Source organism: Bacillus sp. N1(2025) (assembly GCF_053470005.1).
Window position 1 is genome coordinate 701,272 of sequence record NZ_JBLTJB010000001.1, and the last position, 20,129, is coordinate 721,400.

Below are 20,129 nucleotides of genomic sequence, written 5' to 3' on the forward strand. Positions count from 1 at the left end.
TTGGCAGTTGCCACCGATCAAGTCAAAACGTTCCTGCAGAAAATCAGCCATACGAATTATATCGTCCGGGATCATCGCGTTCATCAAATCCGCGTCCTCCCGGGCGTGACTTTAATAGATATGCTGTATCGGCTCGCCGCCGGGTATCTCGGTGAACGGCCTATAGAATTAAGACAGATTATTTTTAAGCAGCCTGTTGTAACATCTGAAGAGTTTGATAAACACCTGTATGTCACCTTTACGCCGGCACGTGACAGCTGGAAAGTTGAGATCACTAGCGAAAAAGCAAAAAACGGCACACCGCTTGGCGGAAACCGGGATGAGAATATGGAATGCCAGCTTTATTTGCAAGAAGACACGCCCTGGGCAAAAGAACTGAATATTGAAGCGTTCATGAAAAACGCAAGCCGAAAATGGGACATGCATGACATTTACGGAATTGCAAGAAGAAGCCATATTGAGCATGGCGAGTTTATGAAAAATGAAGGGGCCGTTTATCAGCTTCAGGATAAAGAAGAATTAATGGAGCTCACTCTGAGTGATTTGGCTGAAGGATTCCGGGAGAAGTTTAAGGCGCATCCGGCTTTTTTAGATGCGTCCACCCTTGCCGGCTCTTCCTTTGCATTGTCGGCCCAAAAGCAAAATGACACACCTTATATTCCTTTTATGATCAATCGTTTTTGCATGTATCAGCCGTTTCCGAAAACGATTTACACTTATTCTGTGAAAAACAGCCGCACTGAAAGCGGCGTATCAGACAGCGAACCTGATGTTTATTCGGCCGACTTCACGATTTATGACAGGGCAGGGAACGTATTGGCCGAATGTGAGAAACTGACAGTGAAAAGGGTCAGACAAGCGAATATGATTACCCATCTGATAGACAAAGAGAAGCCGCCTCAGCAGAACAGAAGCGGCCGTGGAGAGCCCGAAAGTCCTGTGGCCGCAGAAGACGTGTCTGAACAGCAAACGCCGGAACAAAACATGGTGACTTACATAAAGTCGGAAATCGCCAGGCTGATCAATCGTCCGGCACAGGATATTGATGTGCGGAAAGGCTTTTATGATATGGGGCTTGACTCGGCGCATTTGCTGAAGCTTGTAAAGATACTAGAGCAGACTTTTCAGCAGCAGTTTTATCCGACACTGCTTTTTGAATATTCATCTGTCCGCCGCCTTGCGGATTACCTTATCAATGAAGCGGGCTGTGTGCTGAAAGATTCGGCCGAAGAACGGCATACATCAGATGCTGACATCGCTGATGAGGTTCTGTTTTTTGAACCCGCCTGGAAAGATCAGCCGCTGGAAACGGCGGTGCAGAACGGGCAAAAACACACCCGTCATCTCATTATCGCTGCCGATGCAGAACCCCGTCTCACCGGTGAACTCGGCATACATTGCCCGGAAGCGGAAGTGATAGAACTGAAAAGGGAGCATGAGGCTGCAGATGAGCAGTTTGGAGCAGATGCCGAGCGTATATTTCGTATGCTCAAACGGGAACTGACAGACTATCCGAAAGAACATACATTGATTCAGCTTGTATGCGCCGTTGAGAATGGAGCGGCATTGTCTTCCGCTCTCGGGGCTATGCTGAAAACGGCACATCTGGAAAATCCGGCTCTTCGCACTCAGGTGATCACCTTCTTTGACAAGAATGAGAGATTGCCAAGTGAGACGGCCGCAATCATTAGAACCGAAGCAGACTGCTCTTATGCAGGCTGCACAGACATTCGGTATAAAGACAATATGCGGCAGATCAGATTGTTCGAACGTATTGAGAAACTGGACGGGCAGACACAGTCTCCTTGGAAACAAAACGGCGTATATGTTATTACAGGAGGCCTCGGCGGTCTTGGATTTCTGCTTGCCCGTCACCTTGCAGAAAAAGAAAAGGTGAAGCTCGCACTCATCGGCCGTTCGCCGGAACAGTCTGAGAAGATCAGCAGACTGAAAGCATTGGGCGCAGAAGTTCTTTACGTTCAAGCGGACATCGGCAATAAAGCCGAAACAGAGCGGGCATTTGCTCAGATTAGAGAAACTTTCGGCCGGCTGACGGGCATTTTTCATTGCGCCGGTGTTTTAAAAGATCAATTTATCATCCAAAAAGACAGTTCTGACTTGAAGCAGGTGTTCCTGCCGAAAATCAGCGGCCTGATTCATGCGGACGAAGCTTCACGGCATGAACCGCTTGAATTTTTCGCCGTTTTTTCCTCATTCTCGGCGTTGGCCGGAAATGCGGGCCAGACAGATTATGCCGCAGCGAACGCTTTTATGGATGAATATATGAAATATCGCGATTGCAAAGCGGAAAAAGGCGAACGGAACGGGGCTTCTATGACGATCAACTGGCCGCTTTGGGAAGATGGCGGCATGCAGGTTGACAGCCTGATGAAAGAGATCATGAATGATGCAACAGGCACCAGCCCGCTACCGGCCGGGGAAGGGATGGCTGCACTTGAATATATGCTGCGACTCGGCAAGCTGCAATCCGTTATTTTATACGGGAAAGAGCCCACTGTAACTGAAAGCATGGGCCGATTGGGTCCAAAGGGAGACAAGAACGGATCTTCATTATCCAACGCAGCTGTCAAGAGAAGAAGCCGAAAACAAGAGAGACATACAGAAGAGCACGATATTGCCGTAATCGGATTGGCGGGAAGATACCCGCAGGCGGGAAGCATTGATGAATTTTACCAAAATCTGCGCTCAGGTAAAGACTGCATTACAACAATGCCGAAAGACAGATGGAAAGGTTATTCTTTCTCATATGAAGCAGATCAGTTCTACCGTTACGGAGGATTTTTAGATCGCATAGACAGCTTTGACCCGCTGTTTTTCAATCTGACTCCGCGCCAGGCTGAAATGATGGACCCGCAGGCGCGGCTGTTTTTAGAGACGGCTTGGGAAGCTTGTGAAGATGCCGGTTTTTATCAGGACAGAACGGCGCGCGGGCCATCTTCACAAAAAAGAAAACGCGTCGGGGTATTCGCAGGTGTGTTTTGGAGCCATTATGAGCTGTTCGGGGCTGAAATCACACAGCGGGGCACACCGCTGTCTATGGGCGTGACGCCTGCCTCTGTTCCGAATATCGTGTCTCACTGCCTGAACTTTACAGGGCCGTCAATGGCTGTTGATACGATGTGCTCTTCTTCGCTCACATCCATACATTTGGCATGTGAAAGCATTAAAAGGGGGGAGTGCGAATTCGCCATTGCCGGCGGTGTGAATGCGGTCACACACCCGCATAAATATGCGTTTTTGGCGAATGCCGGATTTCTGTCTTCAGAAGGCGTCTGCAAAAGCTTCGCCGACGGCGGTGACGGTTATGTGCCGGGAGAAGGCGTCGGCGCGGTGTTACTGACAACCGTTCAAGAAGCGGAAAGAATGGGCTGTCCGATATATGGCGTCATAAAAGGCTCCGCTTTAAACCATGTCGGAAAAACATCCGGTTTGACCGTGCCTGATCCGGCATCACAGGCGGAAGTCATTACAGATTCTTTTCAGAGTGCCGGCATTGATCCGGAGACATTGAGCTATATTGAAGCCCACGGAACAGGCACGTCTTTGGGTGATCCGATTGAAATTGAAGGGCTGAGCCGCGCTTTCCGCAAATGGACAAACAAGAAGCGGTTTTGCGCCATCGGCTCTGCCAAATCAAATATCGGCCATTTAGAAGGAGCCGCCGGGATCGCCGGATTAACAAAGGTGCTTTTGCAGCTGAAGCATGGAGAAATCTTTCCGTCATTGCACGCGGACACGCTGAATCCCCATATTCCGTTTCCGGACACGCCGTTTTATGTGGCGGACCGGCTGGAAGAATGGGAACGGCCGTTACATTCTGACCAGCCGAGAAGAGCGGGTTTAAGTTCTTTTGGCGCCAGCGGGAGCAATGCCCATTTTGTCATAGAAGAATATCTGCCGCCGCAGACTGAAAAGAAATCGGTAAATATACGGGAAGACGAGCCGGTTCTGTTTCTGCTTTCGGCAAAAAATGAAGAACGCCTATTAGAATATGTCAAACGGTATGACCGCTTTTTACGGGAAAAAGAAGTCAACCTTAAAGACCTGGCCTACACGCTTCAATCTGGCAGAGAAGCGATGCCTGAACGGCTGGCATTTATCGTTACATCCGTTTGCGGTCTGCAAGCGAAACTGAAGGATGTGCTTGAACGGAAAACAGAAATTGAAGGATGTTTCCGCGGACGTGCTCAAGATGATATTTCATCAAGTGGAATGGCCGAGCTGCTGAAAAACAAGCAATATTCCAGATTGCTCACTGAGTGGGCAAAAGGAGCCGCCGTTGACTGGAGCCTGTTATACGAAGGAGAGAAGCCGAAACGGGTCAGCCTTCCTGTATATCCGTTCGCGAAGGAGCGGTATTGGGTGCCTGTGCCTGCGGATATCCGGAAACAGACAGACGAACCGGCGGAAAACCAAAAGATCATTCTTCAAAAAGACTGGAAGCAGCAAGATCCGGCGGAATCTGAAGCACTATCAGGAACAGTAATGATACTTGCAACTGATAAGACGCGCCGATTGGCCGATGCTCTTTTTAAAGGAAACGGCCATATTGAAACGATCTGCTTCATCCATCAGGCAAAAGACGGCGCCGATTATTACGCCGCCGCATCGGGGCGAAACCTTTACGGCAGAGTGCGGGAGTCTCTTCAAAACAAACAGATACTCGGGGTCGTCGACATAACCGCATATGATGCGGAATATGAACGGCAGGAAGAGATAGAACACGGAAAGCTTGCCTTTTTACAGCAGGCTCTTGAATCATTCCGTCATAGAGGCGCTGTGTTCAGCCAAGTGACACACCGCCTCCAGCCTTTCAAGGAAAGTAAACCTCTGATGCAAGGGGCGAAAACGGCGGGGCTGTACCGGATGCTGGGCGCTGAGTATGCCAACATTCATTCTTTTACGATAGATAGCGATTGTGCGATTGAGCATACAGAAGAATTAAGCAGACAGATTGAGACTGAATTTTTACAGCCGCGGGCCAAAAGCGGCAGTGAATGCTGCTACAGGCTGAATCGCCGTTATGTGCCGTTTCTGAAGCAGGGTATGAATGTTTCGGCGGCGCCTGAGCTTTCCTATTCGTCTGATGATGTGCTGTTAATAACGGGCGGATCGCGCGGGATCGGCGCAATTGCGGCGGAGCATGCCGTTTCACGCGGATGCAGGAAACTGGTCATCATGGGGCGGGAGCCGCTTCCCGATTCCTCAGAGTGGGCAGACATGAAAAAGGACGGCATTCTCCCGGAAAAAGCCGAGCGGATGCAGAAGTTAGCCGAGCGGGGCGCGGAGATCCGTTATTACAGCGTTTCTCTTACGAATCAAAAGGGGCTCCGGAACATGACGGACAGCATCCGCGGCACGATGGGACCGATTACCGGCGTTTTTCATTGCGCAGGTGCAATGGGAGAACACCCCGCTTTTTATAACAAAACCGAAACTGAAATCGAAAGCGTTTGCACGCCGAAAGTAACAGGGCTTCGCGGTCTCTATGAAGCCGTTCAGAATGAGCCGCTGTCGTTTTTTATTTTGTTCTCATCCGTTTCGGGTCTGATCCCTTCGCTTGCTGCGGGGCAAAGTGACTACGCAATGGCTAATTCATTTATGGACTCTTTTGCAAATCATCAAGCAGGTAAAGGAAACGTGTTTGTTAAAGCCGTTCAATGGCCCGTCTGGAAAGAAACCGGCATGGCTGAAGGCCTGCCGGAAACACCTGCTTATCAAAAATCAGGACTTTCCAGGCTGTCTGCCGAAGACGGACTGAAGTTTTTAGATTACATCATTTTAAACGGACAAAGCTGCGGAATTCCTTGTGTTCCAGAAGACAGTGAGGCTGATTTTGGTGATCTTCTAAGGGTGAAGAAAGCTGAAGCTCCCGTGAAAAAAAGCACTGCCGGTGACCAAAAGGTGAAGGATACGATTCGTCAATGGGTGCGCACCGTCTTCAGTGAAGAACTGAAAATGATGGATGAGCAGATAAAAGATGATATGCCGTTTGATGAATACGGGATTGACTCAATACTCTTTGCGGAATTGGTTCAATCACTGCAAAAACGGATCAGCATAAAGTTAACACCGTCCTTAATGCTTCAATATCAAACGATTACAGAAATGGTTGACTATTTCGCAGCGCATCATGAAGCCGATTTTGTGACAAAAGAAAATGGTTTCGTTCACGACAGGGACGTCCAGCCTGATTTAACTGCCGCCGCTGAAGAGAGAACATCCATGAAGCCGAAAGCGGATACCGAAGACGATATTGCCGTCGTCGGCATGTCCTGCCGTTTTCCGGGGGCGGGCGGAACGGATGCTTTTTGGGAGCTGCTGATGAAAGGAAACACCGCCATCCGGCCTGTCCCCGCAACGCGCTGGCATGCAACAGCACATGCAAAGGATTATGCGGGGTGGATTGATGATATCGACATGTTTGATGCGGGCTTTTTTGGCATCTCTGAAAAAGACGCGGCAATTATGGACCCGCAGGCGCGGATCATATTAGAAGAAGCGGTTCATTCCGTTTATGATGCCGGGTACGGCCAAAAGGATTTGTCGGGCCGGAAAGTCGGCGTGTACATTGGCGGCAGGGCGCAGCCTTCAGCCGGTATGGAACATATCCTGCAGGCGCCTAACCCGATTTTGGGGGCGGGGCAAAACTATTTGGCGGCCAACATTTCACGATTTTTGAATGTCACAGGACCGAGCCTTGTCGTGGATACAGCATGTTCCTCAGGGCTGATCGGGCTGTCCTTTGCAAAAGACGCCCTTTTGGCCGGAAGGATTGACGCGGCCTTAGTCGGTTCGGTGAGTCTGCTCTTATCTCCGTCCGCGCACCGGTTATTCGGAGCACGTCATATTTTAAATGAGAACGGCGTGTTTCATATATTCGACCGTGAATCAGCGGGAGAAGTGCTCGGAGAAGGAGCGGGGGCGGTTTTTATCAAACGATTGAGCGATGCGGTGCGGGACGGAGACCGTATTTACGGCGTCATAAAAGCCGTCTCGGTAAACAATGACGGCCGGACGCTCGGTCCCGGTTCACCGAATATAAGAGCGCAGAGAGACGCCATTCAAACTGCGCTTGACATGGCGGAAAAGTCGCCCGAAGACATTGGATATATAGAAGTGAACGGAGGCGGTTCCCCAATCGTTGATTCGGTGGAAATCAAGGCGCTCTCAGATGTCTATCAGCTGAACCGGAAAACGCTTCTGCCCTGCCGGATCGGATCGGTGAAACCGAATGTAGGGCATTTGCTTCTGTCTTCAGGTCTTGCGGGCTTCATCCGATGTGTGCTGAGCGTCTATCATAAGCGGATTCCGCCTTTCTTATCAGCGCGTGAGCCATTTGAACATTATGACTTTGAAGCGTCGCGTATTCATTTTAATCGTGAACCCGTTGATTGGCATTCAGAGAAGAAACCCCGCGTCGCAGCTCAGAGTTCATTTCCTGACGGCGGGACAAATGCTCATATCCTCGTTGAAGAATACAGAGGTGAAAGGCAGCGGGAACATCACCGGGCGCCTCAGCCGCCGGAATTCAGAAAAAAACACTACCCCCTTTTGGGCGGCTGGAACAGCACGGAGAATGAAGCGGAAAAAACAAGTAATGAAAAAACGGACATTGCGGATCTTTTAAAGAAATATGAGAAAAAAGCAGAGACAAGCACTGCACCTGCGGACTCGTTTTGGCAGGTGACAACGTGACGTTTTTAAAAGGGGACTAACCATGAAAAAAACAGTGAATCTGCGCCTGACGGCAGAACATCCCATTATGAAAAACCATCTTGTTCACGGCGAATCTGTCATGCCTGGTCTGGCCTATATTGATATGCTGTATCAGCTGGCAAAGCAAAGCCTCGATCTTTCATTCCGTTCCATCTGTCTGAAACGGGTGACCGTTTATCATCCTTTATCAGTGAAGCGGTCAGAGCGGCTTGATGTGAGTGTCATATTCAGTAAAGAAAAGGAGTTCTGGACAGCCTCGATTTGCGGGGCGGATTCCGGGACGGTTTTCTTATCAGCGGAGGTGCATGAAGGAGTCTTCTCATCAGATAGGCGCCTTGACGCAGAGGAGAAAAAACAACAAGCCGCACTTCCATCAGTCTCTTTGCATACGGTTTACGAAGACGCGAGAAGCCGCGGACTGTCGCATGACGGGCTGATGAAGCCGGAGGGAGAGATCTATGCAAATGAAGAGGAATGTTTCCTTGATATTCGGCAGTCTGATTCATGCCAGGAAAATCTCCCTGGCGCTCTCTTTCATCCCGCGCTGATGGACGGTGCCGCCATGGCCTCCGGCGTATTGCAGACAGCTGCAGGCGCCGGTTTGTTTTTACCGATTTATTATGATTCGTTTATTGCCGCTGAGACCGTTACGGAGCGCTGTTACGCGGTGATTTCGAAAAAGTCCGGCACGCCTTCTGAAATGGTAAAAATGGATATTGACTTTTACAACCTCAGCGGTGCGCATATTGCTTCACTGCTCGGCCTGACAGCCAAAAAGGTGCGGACAGACCGGCAGCTGATACCAGGCGTTCAGCAGATGGAGGAAACCTTATACCGCATTTTCTCAACATACGTAGGCCGTCCTGTCACAAGAAATGATGCGCACACCGTGTTTTTTGAATTAGGCCTTGAATCGTCACAGCTTCTGGCCATTATTAAAGACATCGAAGAGGCGTTTGATCTGCGGCTGAATCCGACTCTTTTATTTGAATGCAGCAGCATATCCGAACTGCTTGAAGACATAAAAACAAAAGGAACAGATGAATCATCCGGCCTTGTCGCGGATGCAGCACCGGTCTCTGAAACGCAATCAGGCAGTCAGACATTTACTTTCTATGAACATGAAGCATTCCTTCAGGATCATCTGGTTTTCGGCAAACCGGCACTGATGGGTGTAGTGTATCCGTGTCTGGTGCTTGAAGCATCCGGAGCGGCTCATTCCGGCACGTATCCCGCCGGGCTGAAAGATATCCGTTTTACGGGCGGGCCCGTCACACTGGAGCCGGGAGAGGCCGCACATGTTGACATTTCATTTGCGGCAGAAAAGAGTGCCGAACGCTTTACCGCAAGCTACACTGTCTCCGGTAAAGAAAGCCGGAAGACGTGTGCCGAAGGAGAAATAAGCAGAGGTATAGAGGCACCCGTAAAAAAATCATATGACGTTGAACAAATGAAGGCGCATGCACAAAAGGTAGCGCCGGATGTCATTTCCCGTCTGTACGATTCGGTTGCCGACTTCACGATAGGCCCGATGCTGAAAACGGTAACGGCGGGATACAAAATGAGTGAGAGCTCCTTTTTATTGCAGCTGGACTTATCAGGAAAAAAAGAAAAAGGCGATCTGCATCACTTTGCATTTGACCCGCTTATATTGAATTCATGTTATATGTCGCTCGGTGAAGAAGAATTGCAGCTGAAAAAGCGGATTCACATTCCGCTCATGATTGAGAGGCTGACGCTTTACGGACCTGTCATGTCTGATACCGTCTATGTGGTGAATACAATCAAACATAAAAAAGACGGATTTCTCTCATTTGACGCCGCAGTCCTCAGCCATACCGGAGAACAGCTGGCGGAATTGAAAAACGCGTCTGTGAAAGAAGTGCTTCAGCCAAATCGGCTTGAAAATGCGTCTTTTGCCCCGTCTGGGAATCAAAGCCGTCAGAAAACGAAAGGAAACCCGCTGGATATTGCCATTGTCGGAATTTCCGGCAAGTATCCGCAGGCCGATGATATCGATGCGTTTTGGGAAAATCTCAAACAAGGAAAGGATTGTATTACCGAAATTCCGAAAGACCGCTGGAAATGGGAACATTACTTTTCCGAGGACCGTACGGCGCCGGGAGCGATTTACAGCAAATGGGGCGGATTCATTGACGGGATCGCCGATTTTGATCCTGAGTTCTTTAAGATTTCCCCCCGTGAAGCGGAACACCTTGATCCTCAGGAACGGCTGTTTTTAATGCATGCGTGGATGGCGATGGAGGATGCGGGATATACGAGGACATCACCTGAACTGGGCCGTCAGGTAGGTGTGTATGCCGGAGTCATGTATCAGGAATACCCGTTATTCGCGGCTGAAGCGGGAGTGAAAGGACGGCATATCGGGCTCCCCGGCGGGATTTCATCCATTGCTAACCGTGTCTCCTATTATTGCGATTTTCAAGGGCCGAGCATTTCGGTCGATACGATGTGTTCGGGTTCGCTGACTTCATTGTACATGGCGTGCCGGGATCTGCGGGATCATCGGATTCGCGCGGCGCTTGCCGGCGGAGTGAATCTCACCGTTCATCCTAACAAGTACTTCATGCTGAGCCAGGGGCAGTTCATCTCATCTAAAGGACACTGCGGGAGTTTCGGCGCCGGGGGTGACGGCTATATTCCGGCAGAAGGGGTCGGGGTGCTGCTTCTTAAACGTTTAGAAGACGCCGTACAAGACGGAGATCGGATTTACGGCGTCATTAAAGGAGCTGCCATTAATCACGGCGGGAGAGCGAGCGGTTACACCGTACCGAACCCCAAGGCGCAAAGCGAAGTCATTTCTCAAGCTTTACAGGAAGCGGGGGTATCTCCGGGCCAGATCAGCTATGTGGAAGCGCACGGGACAGGGACGAAATTAGGCGATCCGATTGAAATCCGGGCTTTAACCGATGCATTCGGTGATGTTCCTGAAACATGTCTCATCGGGTCTGTCAAATCAAATATCGGACATGGGGAATCGGCAGCAGGCATCGCCGCTGTCACAAAAGTGCTGCTGCAGATGAAGCACAAACAAATCGCCCCATCTTTGCATGCGGATGTTTTAAATCCGAATATCCAATTTGACGAAGGGCCGTTTTCCGTCTGCCGGGAATTAACAGATTGGAAACGGATTGCAGCAGACGGAGAAGAACAGCCGCTCAGGGCGGGGATCAGCAGCTTTGGTGCGGGCGGTTCTAACGCGCATATCATTATTGAAGAATATGAGGCTCCTGTAAAACAAGCAATCAGCAGCCAAGAGCCGGCTGTCATTCTGCTGTCTGCGAAAAATGGGGAGCGTCTGACAGAATATGCGGAGCGCCTTCTTGCTTTTCTTCAAAAGAAGCATACGGATAAGCCGGACTTATTTGATGTCGCATACACTTTACAAGCGGGGCGGGAAGCGATGGATGAGCGGCTGGCTTTCATTGCGGACTCCCTTAAGGAGCTGGAGGACAAGCTCAGATCGTACTTGGAAAATGAAAACGCACCGCATCTTTACAGGGGGCGGGCGAAGCGAAATCATGAGACAGTGGCTGTGTTTGAATCTGATGAAGATTTGCAGGAAGCCATGGGCAAATGGCTGAAAAAGAGAAAGTACGGTCATTTGCTGAACATGTGGGTGCAGGGAGTCGATGTGGACTGGAACTTGTTATATTCGGGACAAAAACCCCGGAGAATCAGCCTTCCCGCCTATCCGTTTGCAAAGGTCAGATGCTGGATTCAAGATGAAGCCGAGGCGGTTTCAAAACGGGATGACGGCAAAACGGTGATCCATCCGCTGCTTCATGAAAACACATCCGATCTGTGGGAGCTGAAATTCACTTCTGTTTTTACCGGACGGGAATTCTTTTTCACTGATCACACAGTCAATGGGGAGAAAGTGCTCCCGGGAGCCGCCGTGATCGAAATGGCCAGGGCGGCCGTTGAGCGTGCCGCATATGCTGTGCCGGACGGACGTAAAGGAATGTATTTAAAAGATCTCATATGGATGAGGCCTGTTGTTCATAAGGGGACGGATGTAGAAGTCCATATCAGCCTTATCCTTAAGGAAAATGAAGACATTGAATTTACGATTTACAGCCTATCGGAAGAACCCGGGGGAGAACGGATTTTATACAGTAAAGGCATCGCGGTATCAGGAGAGATAGCAGCGGTTCCGTCAGTTCACTTAGAGGGCTGGCTGTCCGGCTGCAGCCAATCGGTTATGACGTCTGATGAGGTTTATCAGGCTTTCCGGCATGCGGGTATGATATACGGACCGAGCCATCAAGGAATTGATCAGCTGATGATCGGAGAGAGGGGCGCTGCAGCCCGGCTGTCGCTGCCGGAATCGGCAGACAGTACCGCCGATCAGTTTGTCATCCACCCGAGTCTTTTAGATGCCGCGTTTCAGGCGTCACTGGGTGCCGGTTCAGATACTGCCGGAGACACTCCGATGCTGCCGTTTTCCCTGAGGCAGGCAGAAATATTTCAGCCGACTCAGAAAACGATGTGGGCGCTTGTCCGCAAACAGAGCGATCGGTCAGATAACGGAGCGCTGACGCTGGATATTGATTTATGTGATGAAAACGGCGCTGTTTGTATGAGATTGACAGGCTTCTCCTGCCGGGCTGTCCGGCAGACAAACCAAACCGAAAGCAAGCGGCAGGAAGTTCAGACAGCGATGCTTGCCCCTGTTTGGGACAAAACTTTCTTTTCCCTGGAAGAAAATCGAGCGGTTGATCAGGAACAATTGCTGATCATCGGAAAGCCGGGAAATACCATAAAGGCTGCTGCAAAAATGTGGCCCCGCGCCCATCTGGCGGAGACGCCGGATCATTCAAGCGAGCAAACATTACGTGAATTGACAGCCGGGTATCAGGATATCCGCCATTTCTTATGGATTGCGCCGGATCGTTTCGCACCCGTATCCGTCAGTCAGGAAATGCTTGATGAGCAGGAGAATGGGGTGATTCAATGTTTCCGTTTCATCAAAGCGCTGCTGTCACTCGGGTATGGAAACCGAAACATCAGCTTTACGGCGGTCACTCGGCAGACACAGTCCGTGTATCCGGGTGATCTGCCGCAGCCTGAGCATGCGGGCGTACACGGTTTGATCGGTTCATTGGCAAAAGAATATCCGAACTGGGACATCAGGCTGATTGATACAGAAGAAGGCAGTGATTCGTCTGAGATGAAAAACATCTGGCGCCTTCCTCCAGATCCGGACGGAAATGCTGCTGCGTACCGTAACGGAGCTTGGCACAAGCAAAAAACAGTCCGGGTGCTGACAAGTTCCGCTCCGCGTATGTCGTACAGAGAAGGCGGCGTTTATGCTGTCATCGGCGGAGCGGGCGGCATCGGGGAAGCATGGAGCAAATACATGATCACCCGTTACAAGGCACGGATGATATGGATCGGCAGGCGGCCGAAGGATCAGGAGATTCAGAGCAAAATAGACAGGCTGGCGCTATCAGGCCCCGCGCCGCATTATATACAGGCTGATGCTCAAGATGCCGCAGCGCTTAAAGCGGCCGTCTGTTCCGTAAGAGAGCAATACGGCAATATAACGGGAGTCATTCATTCCGCGATAACGCTTGCCGACAAAAGTATGGCGAATATGGATGAAGCTTCTTTCAGAAACGCTTATTCAGCTAAGGTGAATACGAGCGTCCGAATGATCGAAGCTTTTAAGGGAGAACCGCTTGATTTTGTGCTGTTTTTCTCATCCGTTAATTCTTTCACAAAAAATGCCGGGCAAAGCAACTATGCGGCAGGGTGTACATTTCAAGACGCCTTTGCCCGGCATATCGCTTCCTTGCTTGATTGTGAAGTGAAAGTCATGAATTGGGGATATTGGGGCAGTCTGGGCGTTGTATCAGACCCGTCTTACAGAAAACGGATGGAGGCGTCAGGGATCGGTTCTATTGAACCCGATGAAGCAATGGAGGCGCTGGAAGTCTTACTATCAGAACCGTTCAGCCAAGCGGCATTCATCAAAGCTGCTCCGCACGGCTTAGCCGCGCTGACGGATCAAGATGCAATATCGGTTGTATCCGGCCCGAAGCCTTCATTTATGGAAAGCGTCAAGCGGCAAAATCCGGATCGGAATGAACGGCTTGAGACTTTAAAACGAGAAATGGAGTTGCGCATATGAACAGCCTTCTTTGCAAACTGCTCTTTTACCAATTACAGTCAATCGGGTTTTTCAGCGAGCCTGTCACCACACCTGCAGCATCCATGCGGAGCGCCGGCGTGATCGGCACATACGGCAGATGGCTGGAAGAAAGCTTGAATCTATTAAAAGAAAACGGATATATCGCGTATGACGGATACACGATCACTCTTCTCACGGATCAGCGCCCGGACGGCCGCACAGTCTGGAATGAGTGGAATGCCCATAAACGCCTGCTTCCCAATGGGGAGCTTGCGCAAGCTGAATTGGCCGAGGCGACGATAAAAGCGATGCCTTCCATTTTAAAAGGAGAACGTCCGGCTACGGATATCGTATTTCCCGATTCATCAATGCGGCTCGTTGAAGGTGTTTATAAGCATAATCCCGTTGCGGATTATTTTAATGAAGTGTTGGCAGATTCCGCGGCCGCTTACCTGAAAGCCTATCTTACGGAACACCCCGATGCCCGTATCAGGCTGATAGAAGTAGGGGCCGGGACGGGCGGAACGAGCGCCATGCTGTTTACAAAACTGCAACCATTTGCAAAACAGATTGCGGAATATTGTTATACGGACGTTTCTAAAGCTTTTTTAATGCATGCCGAACAGGAATACGGACCTGATGTGCCGTATTTGACAACAGCCTTGTTTAATGCGGAGGAGCCTTGCGAATCACAAAATATCAAAACGGGTGTTTACGATATTGTCATCGCCGCCAATGTGCTTCACGCCACAAAAAATATCGGTTTGACACTGCGCCGTCTGAAAGCGCTCCTGAAATACAACGGGATGATTCTGATAAACGAAATCAGCGATCGTTCTGTTTTTACCCATTTAACCTTCGGGCTGCTTGACGGCTGGTGGTCCTATGAGGATGCTGAGCTTCGGATTCCGGGAAGTCCCGGCTTATATCCAAAATCGTGGGAGCATGTGCTGCATTCGGAAGGATACAGAGCGGTTTGTTTCCCTGCTGAAACGGCTCATGATTTAGGTCAGCAGATTATCGCAGCTGAGAGTGACGGACTCGTCCGGATGCAAGGGATCAGAGACGGCAGAAAGCCATACGCCGCCCCGGCCGAAGTTTTCCGAAAGCCCGCACAGCCTGTTTCCCGCAGCCGCGCCCCAGAGGAGCATCAAGCTGTTAAGGCTGATGGGGAATCGGTCGCTTCCCATGTCCGCTCAGTCATCAAAACAAGTATTGCCGATGTATTAAAAATGAAAGAAGAGGATATTCAGGAAGAACTGAATTTCTCTGAATACGGCATTGATTCCATTTTGGCCGTCAATGTGATTAATGAGATTAATAAGCGTTTGAATCTTACACTGCAGACAACGATTTTATTTGATTACTATCATGTGAAACTGCTGACCGGTTATATCTCGGAAGAATACGAAACCATCATAGCCTCTTCTCTGGAGACCGAAAGAGCGAAAATCCGCCCGGCGCTTCAGGAAGAACGGCCTGCTGAAAAACCTCTGCAGACGGAAAGAAAGGAAAACGGTTATCAGAAACCGAAACAAGAACGTATGCCGCCTTCTTTCGCAAAGTCCGATGACTCGGGAATGTTCCGGGTTGTGATTGACCGTCCGGGCGGCATTGAAGATCTGATGATTGCCCGCAGTGAAGTGCCCGAGACAAAAGATGACGAAGTTCAAATAGCCGTCCGCGCCTTTTCTTTAAATTTCGGAGACTTGCTTTGTGTCAGAGGGCTGTACCCGACGATGCCGCCTTATCCGTTCACTCCGGGATTTGAAGCAAGCGGCGTCGTGATCAAGACAGGGAGGCATGTAACATCCGTCATTCCAGGTGATGAAGTGATTGTCGGCATGGGAGAGGAATTTGGATCTCAGGCGAATCTCATCACATGTAAAGAACATCAAGTCTATCATAAACCGGCCCGGCTGACCTTTGAAGAAGCATGCGCTCTTCCCACCGTGGCGGTGACAATGATAGACGCCTTCCGGAAAGCCGGACTTAAAAAAGGCGAAAAAATATTAATTCAGACCGCGACGGGAGGAACGGGGCTGATCGCGGTGCAAATGGCCCGGCATATCGGCGCGGAAATATATGCCACGGCCGGATCACAGAAAAAAATTGAGTATTTGCATTCGCTCGGGGTCCACAATACCATTTGCTATTTAGAAGAAGATTTTGAAACGGAAATCATGCGAATGACCGGCGGCCGTGGGGTGGATGTTGTCATTAATACCCTGGCCGGTGATGCCATGCAAAAAGGAATGAATTGTCTGGCGCCGGGCGGAAGATATATCGAAATTGCCATGACTGCGCTGAAATCCGCTAAATCAGTCGACTTGTCCGTCCTTCATAACAATCAATCGTTTCACAGCGTGGATTTGCGGAAGCTGTCCCTTCAAAATCCGGATCAGGTCAAGGACTATCAATTGGAACTGCAGCGGCTGGCGGAAGAGGGAGTCATTCAGCCTGTCATCTCAAAAATCTTTTCCTTTGAAGACATAAAAGAAGCGTATCACTGTTTGGATGACCGCGGAAATATCGGGAAAATCGTCATCAGCGTTTCTGAGCCGTATCAAATGACGTACCACCCCGAACAAAAGGATCCGGCCGATACAGTAAAATCAGCAGCTGTGTTACCTGAAAAAGAACCGATCGCGATTATCGGGATGAGCGGGCGGTTTGCTGAATCGGAGAATCTCCATGAGTTTTGGGAACACTTAGCCGCCGGACGGGATCTGATTAAAAAAGCAGACAGATGGGATGTCTCTGACAGCCAATGCCAGTATGGCAGTTTTATAGAGGACATTGAATGTTTTGACCCCGTTTTCTTTCATATATCGGGACGTGAAGCGACCTATATGGACCCTCAGCAGCGGCTGTTTTTGGAAGAATCATGGAAAGCGCTTGAAGATGCGGGATATGCGGGAGACTCGGTAAGAGGCCGGGAATGCGGCGTGTATGCCGGCTCCTGCGGCGGAGATTACCAGGCCATTTTTAAACAGCAGGGGCCCGCGCAGGCGTTTTGGGGCAATCATAATTCCGTCACTCCGGCAAGGATCGCCTATCACCTTAATTTACAAGGTCCGGCGATCACTGTTGATACAGCATGTTCCAGTTCGCTGACAGCCATTCATTTGGCATGTCAGGGGCTTTGGACGAAAGAAACGGAAATGGCGGTGGCGGGCGGGGTTTTCATTCAATCCACTCCCGCTTTTTATCAGTCGTCAAATAAGGCGAATATGCTGTCACCGACCGGACGCTGCCATACGTTTGATCAAAGCGCAGACGGGTTCGTGCCGGGTGAAGGCGTGGGAGCGGTGGTGCTGAAACGTCTTAGCGACGCCGTTAGTGACGGAGATCATGTGTACGGCGTCATAAAAGGCTCTGCAATGAATCAGGACGGCGCTACAAACGGAATCACCGCTCCAAGCGCGCTATCTCAAGAACGATTGGAACGGCATGTCTATGACACTTTTCACATTGATCCGGAAACCATTCAAATGGTGGAAGCTCACGGAACGGGCACTGCACTGGGCGACCCGATCGAATTCGGCGCCTTAACGCGCGCTTTCCGCCGCTATACGGATAAAAAAGGATATTGCGCCATCGGCTCTGTGAAAACCAATCTCGGACATGCCGCTGCGGCCGCAGGGATGGCCGGACTGTTTAAAATCCTGCTGTCGCTGAAGCATCGGCAGATTCCGGCTTCCCTGCATTTTCACCAAGCCAATCAGCATATTCAATTTGCGGACAGCCCGTTTTTTGTGAATGAAAAGCTGATACCGTGGGAACGGAATCCGGATGCACCGCGCAGAGCAGCCATCAGTTCATTCGGATTCAGCGGAACAAATGCCCATCTTGTGATTGAAGAGGCACCGCAAACCGTGCGCCGGTCACCGGCAAAACCGGCCTGCCTCATTCCTTTATCTGCGCGGACGGAGCGTCAGCTGGAAATTCAGGCAGAACGCCTGCTGGATTCACTCAGCAAGAACAAAGACAGCGATCTGGGAAATATAAGTTATACGCTCCTGCTCGGCAGAAAGCATTTACATCACCGGTTTGCCTGTATCGTAAGCAGTGCGGACGAACTGAAGCGGGTATTATCGGAGTGGCTTGTAAAAAGAGAGCTTCCGGATGTGTTTGTGTCCAATTTGAAGGATCAGAAGCCGGCAGAAGAAGCCGGAATGAAAACATTCGGAATAGAATGCATTGAACAGTGCCGCTCGGCGGCTTCGCCAGCACAGTACAGAGAAAGCCTGGCACATATCGCTGACCTTTTTTGCAGAGGATATGATCTTCCTTTTACACGGCTTTTTGACGGAGGGCAATATTATAAAACGCCGCTGCCTGCCTACCCATTTTTAAAAGAAAGGTATTGGGCGGCTGATGTAAACAGTTCTTTACCAGGCCAGGCCATGAAAAAGTCTGAAACGCAAACCGTTCTCCCGTCTTCGCCGCAGCCTGAACATGAAGGGCTGATTTCTCTGAGCCCTTTAACTGAGATTGAAATGACAGCGTTTGAACCGGAGACATTGCAAAAACCGATCGTGTTACAGCCTTTGGATGGTACTGTTTCTGTCCGGCAGCCAGAAAAAGCCGTTTTCGAAGACAATAGAACATTGCTTGAAGAATTGAGGATAAGCCTGGCAGATATTTTATTTTTGTCACCGGAAGATATTGATGCTGATGAGCCTTTCATCGACATGGGGCTTGACTCCATTATCGGGGTTGAATGGATACAAACAGTAAATAAAACGCACCACACTGAGGTTACTGCCAATAAGGTGTATGAACACCCGACGCTTAAGGAGCTTGCGGAATATATAGCGGGCCAAATAAAGAAACCCGAGTATGCTGAAGCGGAGGAAACAGCGGTACGTCCGCAAATTCCGGAAGCAGAAACGCTCCTTGCCGGCATCTCTGACGGCACTTTGCGCAAAGAGCTCAAAGAAAGCCTTGCGGACATCCTGTTTCTGAAGCCGGAAGATATTGATGAGCATGAGGCATTCATTGAGATGGGGCTGGATTCTATTATCGGTGTGGAATGGGTTCAGTCCATTAATAAAACCTATCAAGCGTCTATTACGGCAAATCTGGTCTATGAATATCCGACAATCGCAACATTAGCCGGGTATCTGACCGGTTCTGTCCAAAAAGACACCGAGGAAGTACATGAGGAACATACGAAACAAAACGATATATCAGAAGAGACAGATGATCAAGAACCGCCCGAACTGATCTGTCTTAACCCGGGGGGAAAGGGAAGACCGATTTTCTGGTTTCATTCCGCGCTGGGGGCAGTGGAGCTGTACCAGCCTGTTGCCGAACGGACCGGGCGTCCTTTTTACGGAATTCAGGCAAGAGGATGGGTGACAGACCGGGAACCGATCCGCGGCATTAAAAACATGGCGGAATATTACGTTAAGCTCATACGTACCGTGCAGCCCCGGGGTCCTTACGATGTAGGCGGCTATTCATTAGGGGGCATGCTCGCTTATGAAGTCACCCGGCAATTGCAGCTGGCTGGAGAAACCGTTGAGTCAATCGTCATGCTTGACTCCTTTGACTCGGCGGGCGCACGGGAAATAAACATTCCTGATGAATTATTTGATAAAAATATGATGCTGCAGACGGTGAACATGGCTTTATTTGCACCAATTTATCAACATCCGGAACGCATTTCTGAAACCTTGATTCACCGTGATGAACTAGATGCCGATCTTCATGAAGAGATATTTTTAGAGCAATTAATAGCAAAAGCCAAACAGCGGGGGTTAACGAAGACGGACGCGTTGGTGAAAAATCTGATCAGGCAGAATATAAACGTTCAGGACGCTTACGAAATCACTGATTACGAACTCCTGCCGCTTCCTGATCCGAACGGGGTGACATGCTATTATTTCCGAAATAAAAACGGTATTTTCTTGGGTGAGCTTGATCCGTATTTTACGATCAGGGCCGATATTTTATCCGCTGATTTCGTCAACTACTGGAGCCAGTGGCAAGAGCATATGACAAACATCGCCATCATGGATGTGGCGGTATCCAACCATATGACGTTATTGGCTGAAGACAGCGCAGCTGAAACGATTTCTGAATTTTGCGGCGTTTTATATTCGGCAGACGGAATGACAGAACACAGCTTTCTGCAGCTGCAGGAAAAGATACTGAACGTGCATGGTGAGATGCTGAAGCAGCCCGCCAAAACAAGACCGTAAATTCACATATCCGCCCGCCG

The 20,129-nt window shown here is 49.9% G+C and carries 3 protein-coding genes; all 3 read left to right on the forward strand.

What is annotated here, in order from left to right:
- The 3 genes from ACNFN4_RS03735 to ACNFN4_RS03745 are packed head-to-tail and all read left to right on the forward strand — an operon-like array spanning window position 1 to window position 20,109.
- A complete protein-coding gene (locus ACNFN4_RS03735; protein WP_448199999.1) occupies window positions 1–7,719 on the forward strand; it encodes an SDR family NAD(P)-dependent oxidoreductase in 7,719 nt (2,572 codons plus the stop codon).
- Between the two features lie 22 nt (window positions 7,720–7,741).
- Window positions 7,742–13,897 carry an SDR family NAD(P)-dependent oxidoreductase gene (locus ACNFN4_RS03740; protein WP_448200000.1) on the forward strand — a complete coding sequence of 2,052 codons (6,156 nt, stop codon included), beginning with the start codon at window positions 7,742–7,744 and terminating at the stop codon, window positions 13,895–13,897.
- Window positions 13,894–20,109, forward strand: a complete 6,216-nt coding sequence (locus ACNFN4_RS03745; RefSeq protein WP_448200001.1) for a beta-ketoacyl synthase N-terminal-like domain-containing protein — start codon at window positions 13,894–13,896, stop codon at window positions 20,107–20,109. Before ACNFN4_RS03740 ends, ACNFN4_RS03745 begins: the two co-directional genes overlap by 4 nt.
- Window positions 20,110–20,129: the final 20 nt, after the last annotated feature.

Bases quoted from the DNA above. Each gene is read 5' to 3' on its own strand.
- ACNFN4_RS03740 (WP_448200000.1), top strand. From the start codon at position 7,742: ATGAAAAAAACAGTGAATCTGCGCCTGACGGCAGAACATCCCATTATG.
- ACNFN4_RS03745 (WP_448200001.1), top strand. From the start codon at position 13,894: ATGAACAGCCTTCTTTGCAAACTGCTCTTTTACCAATTACAGTCAATC.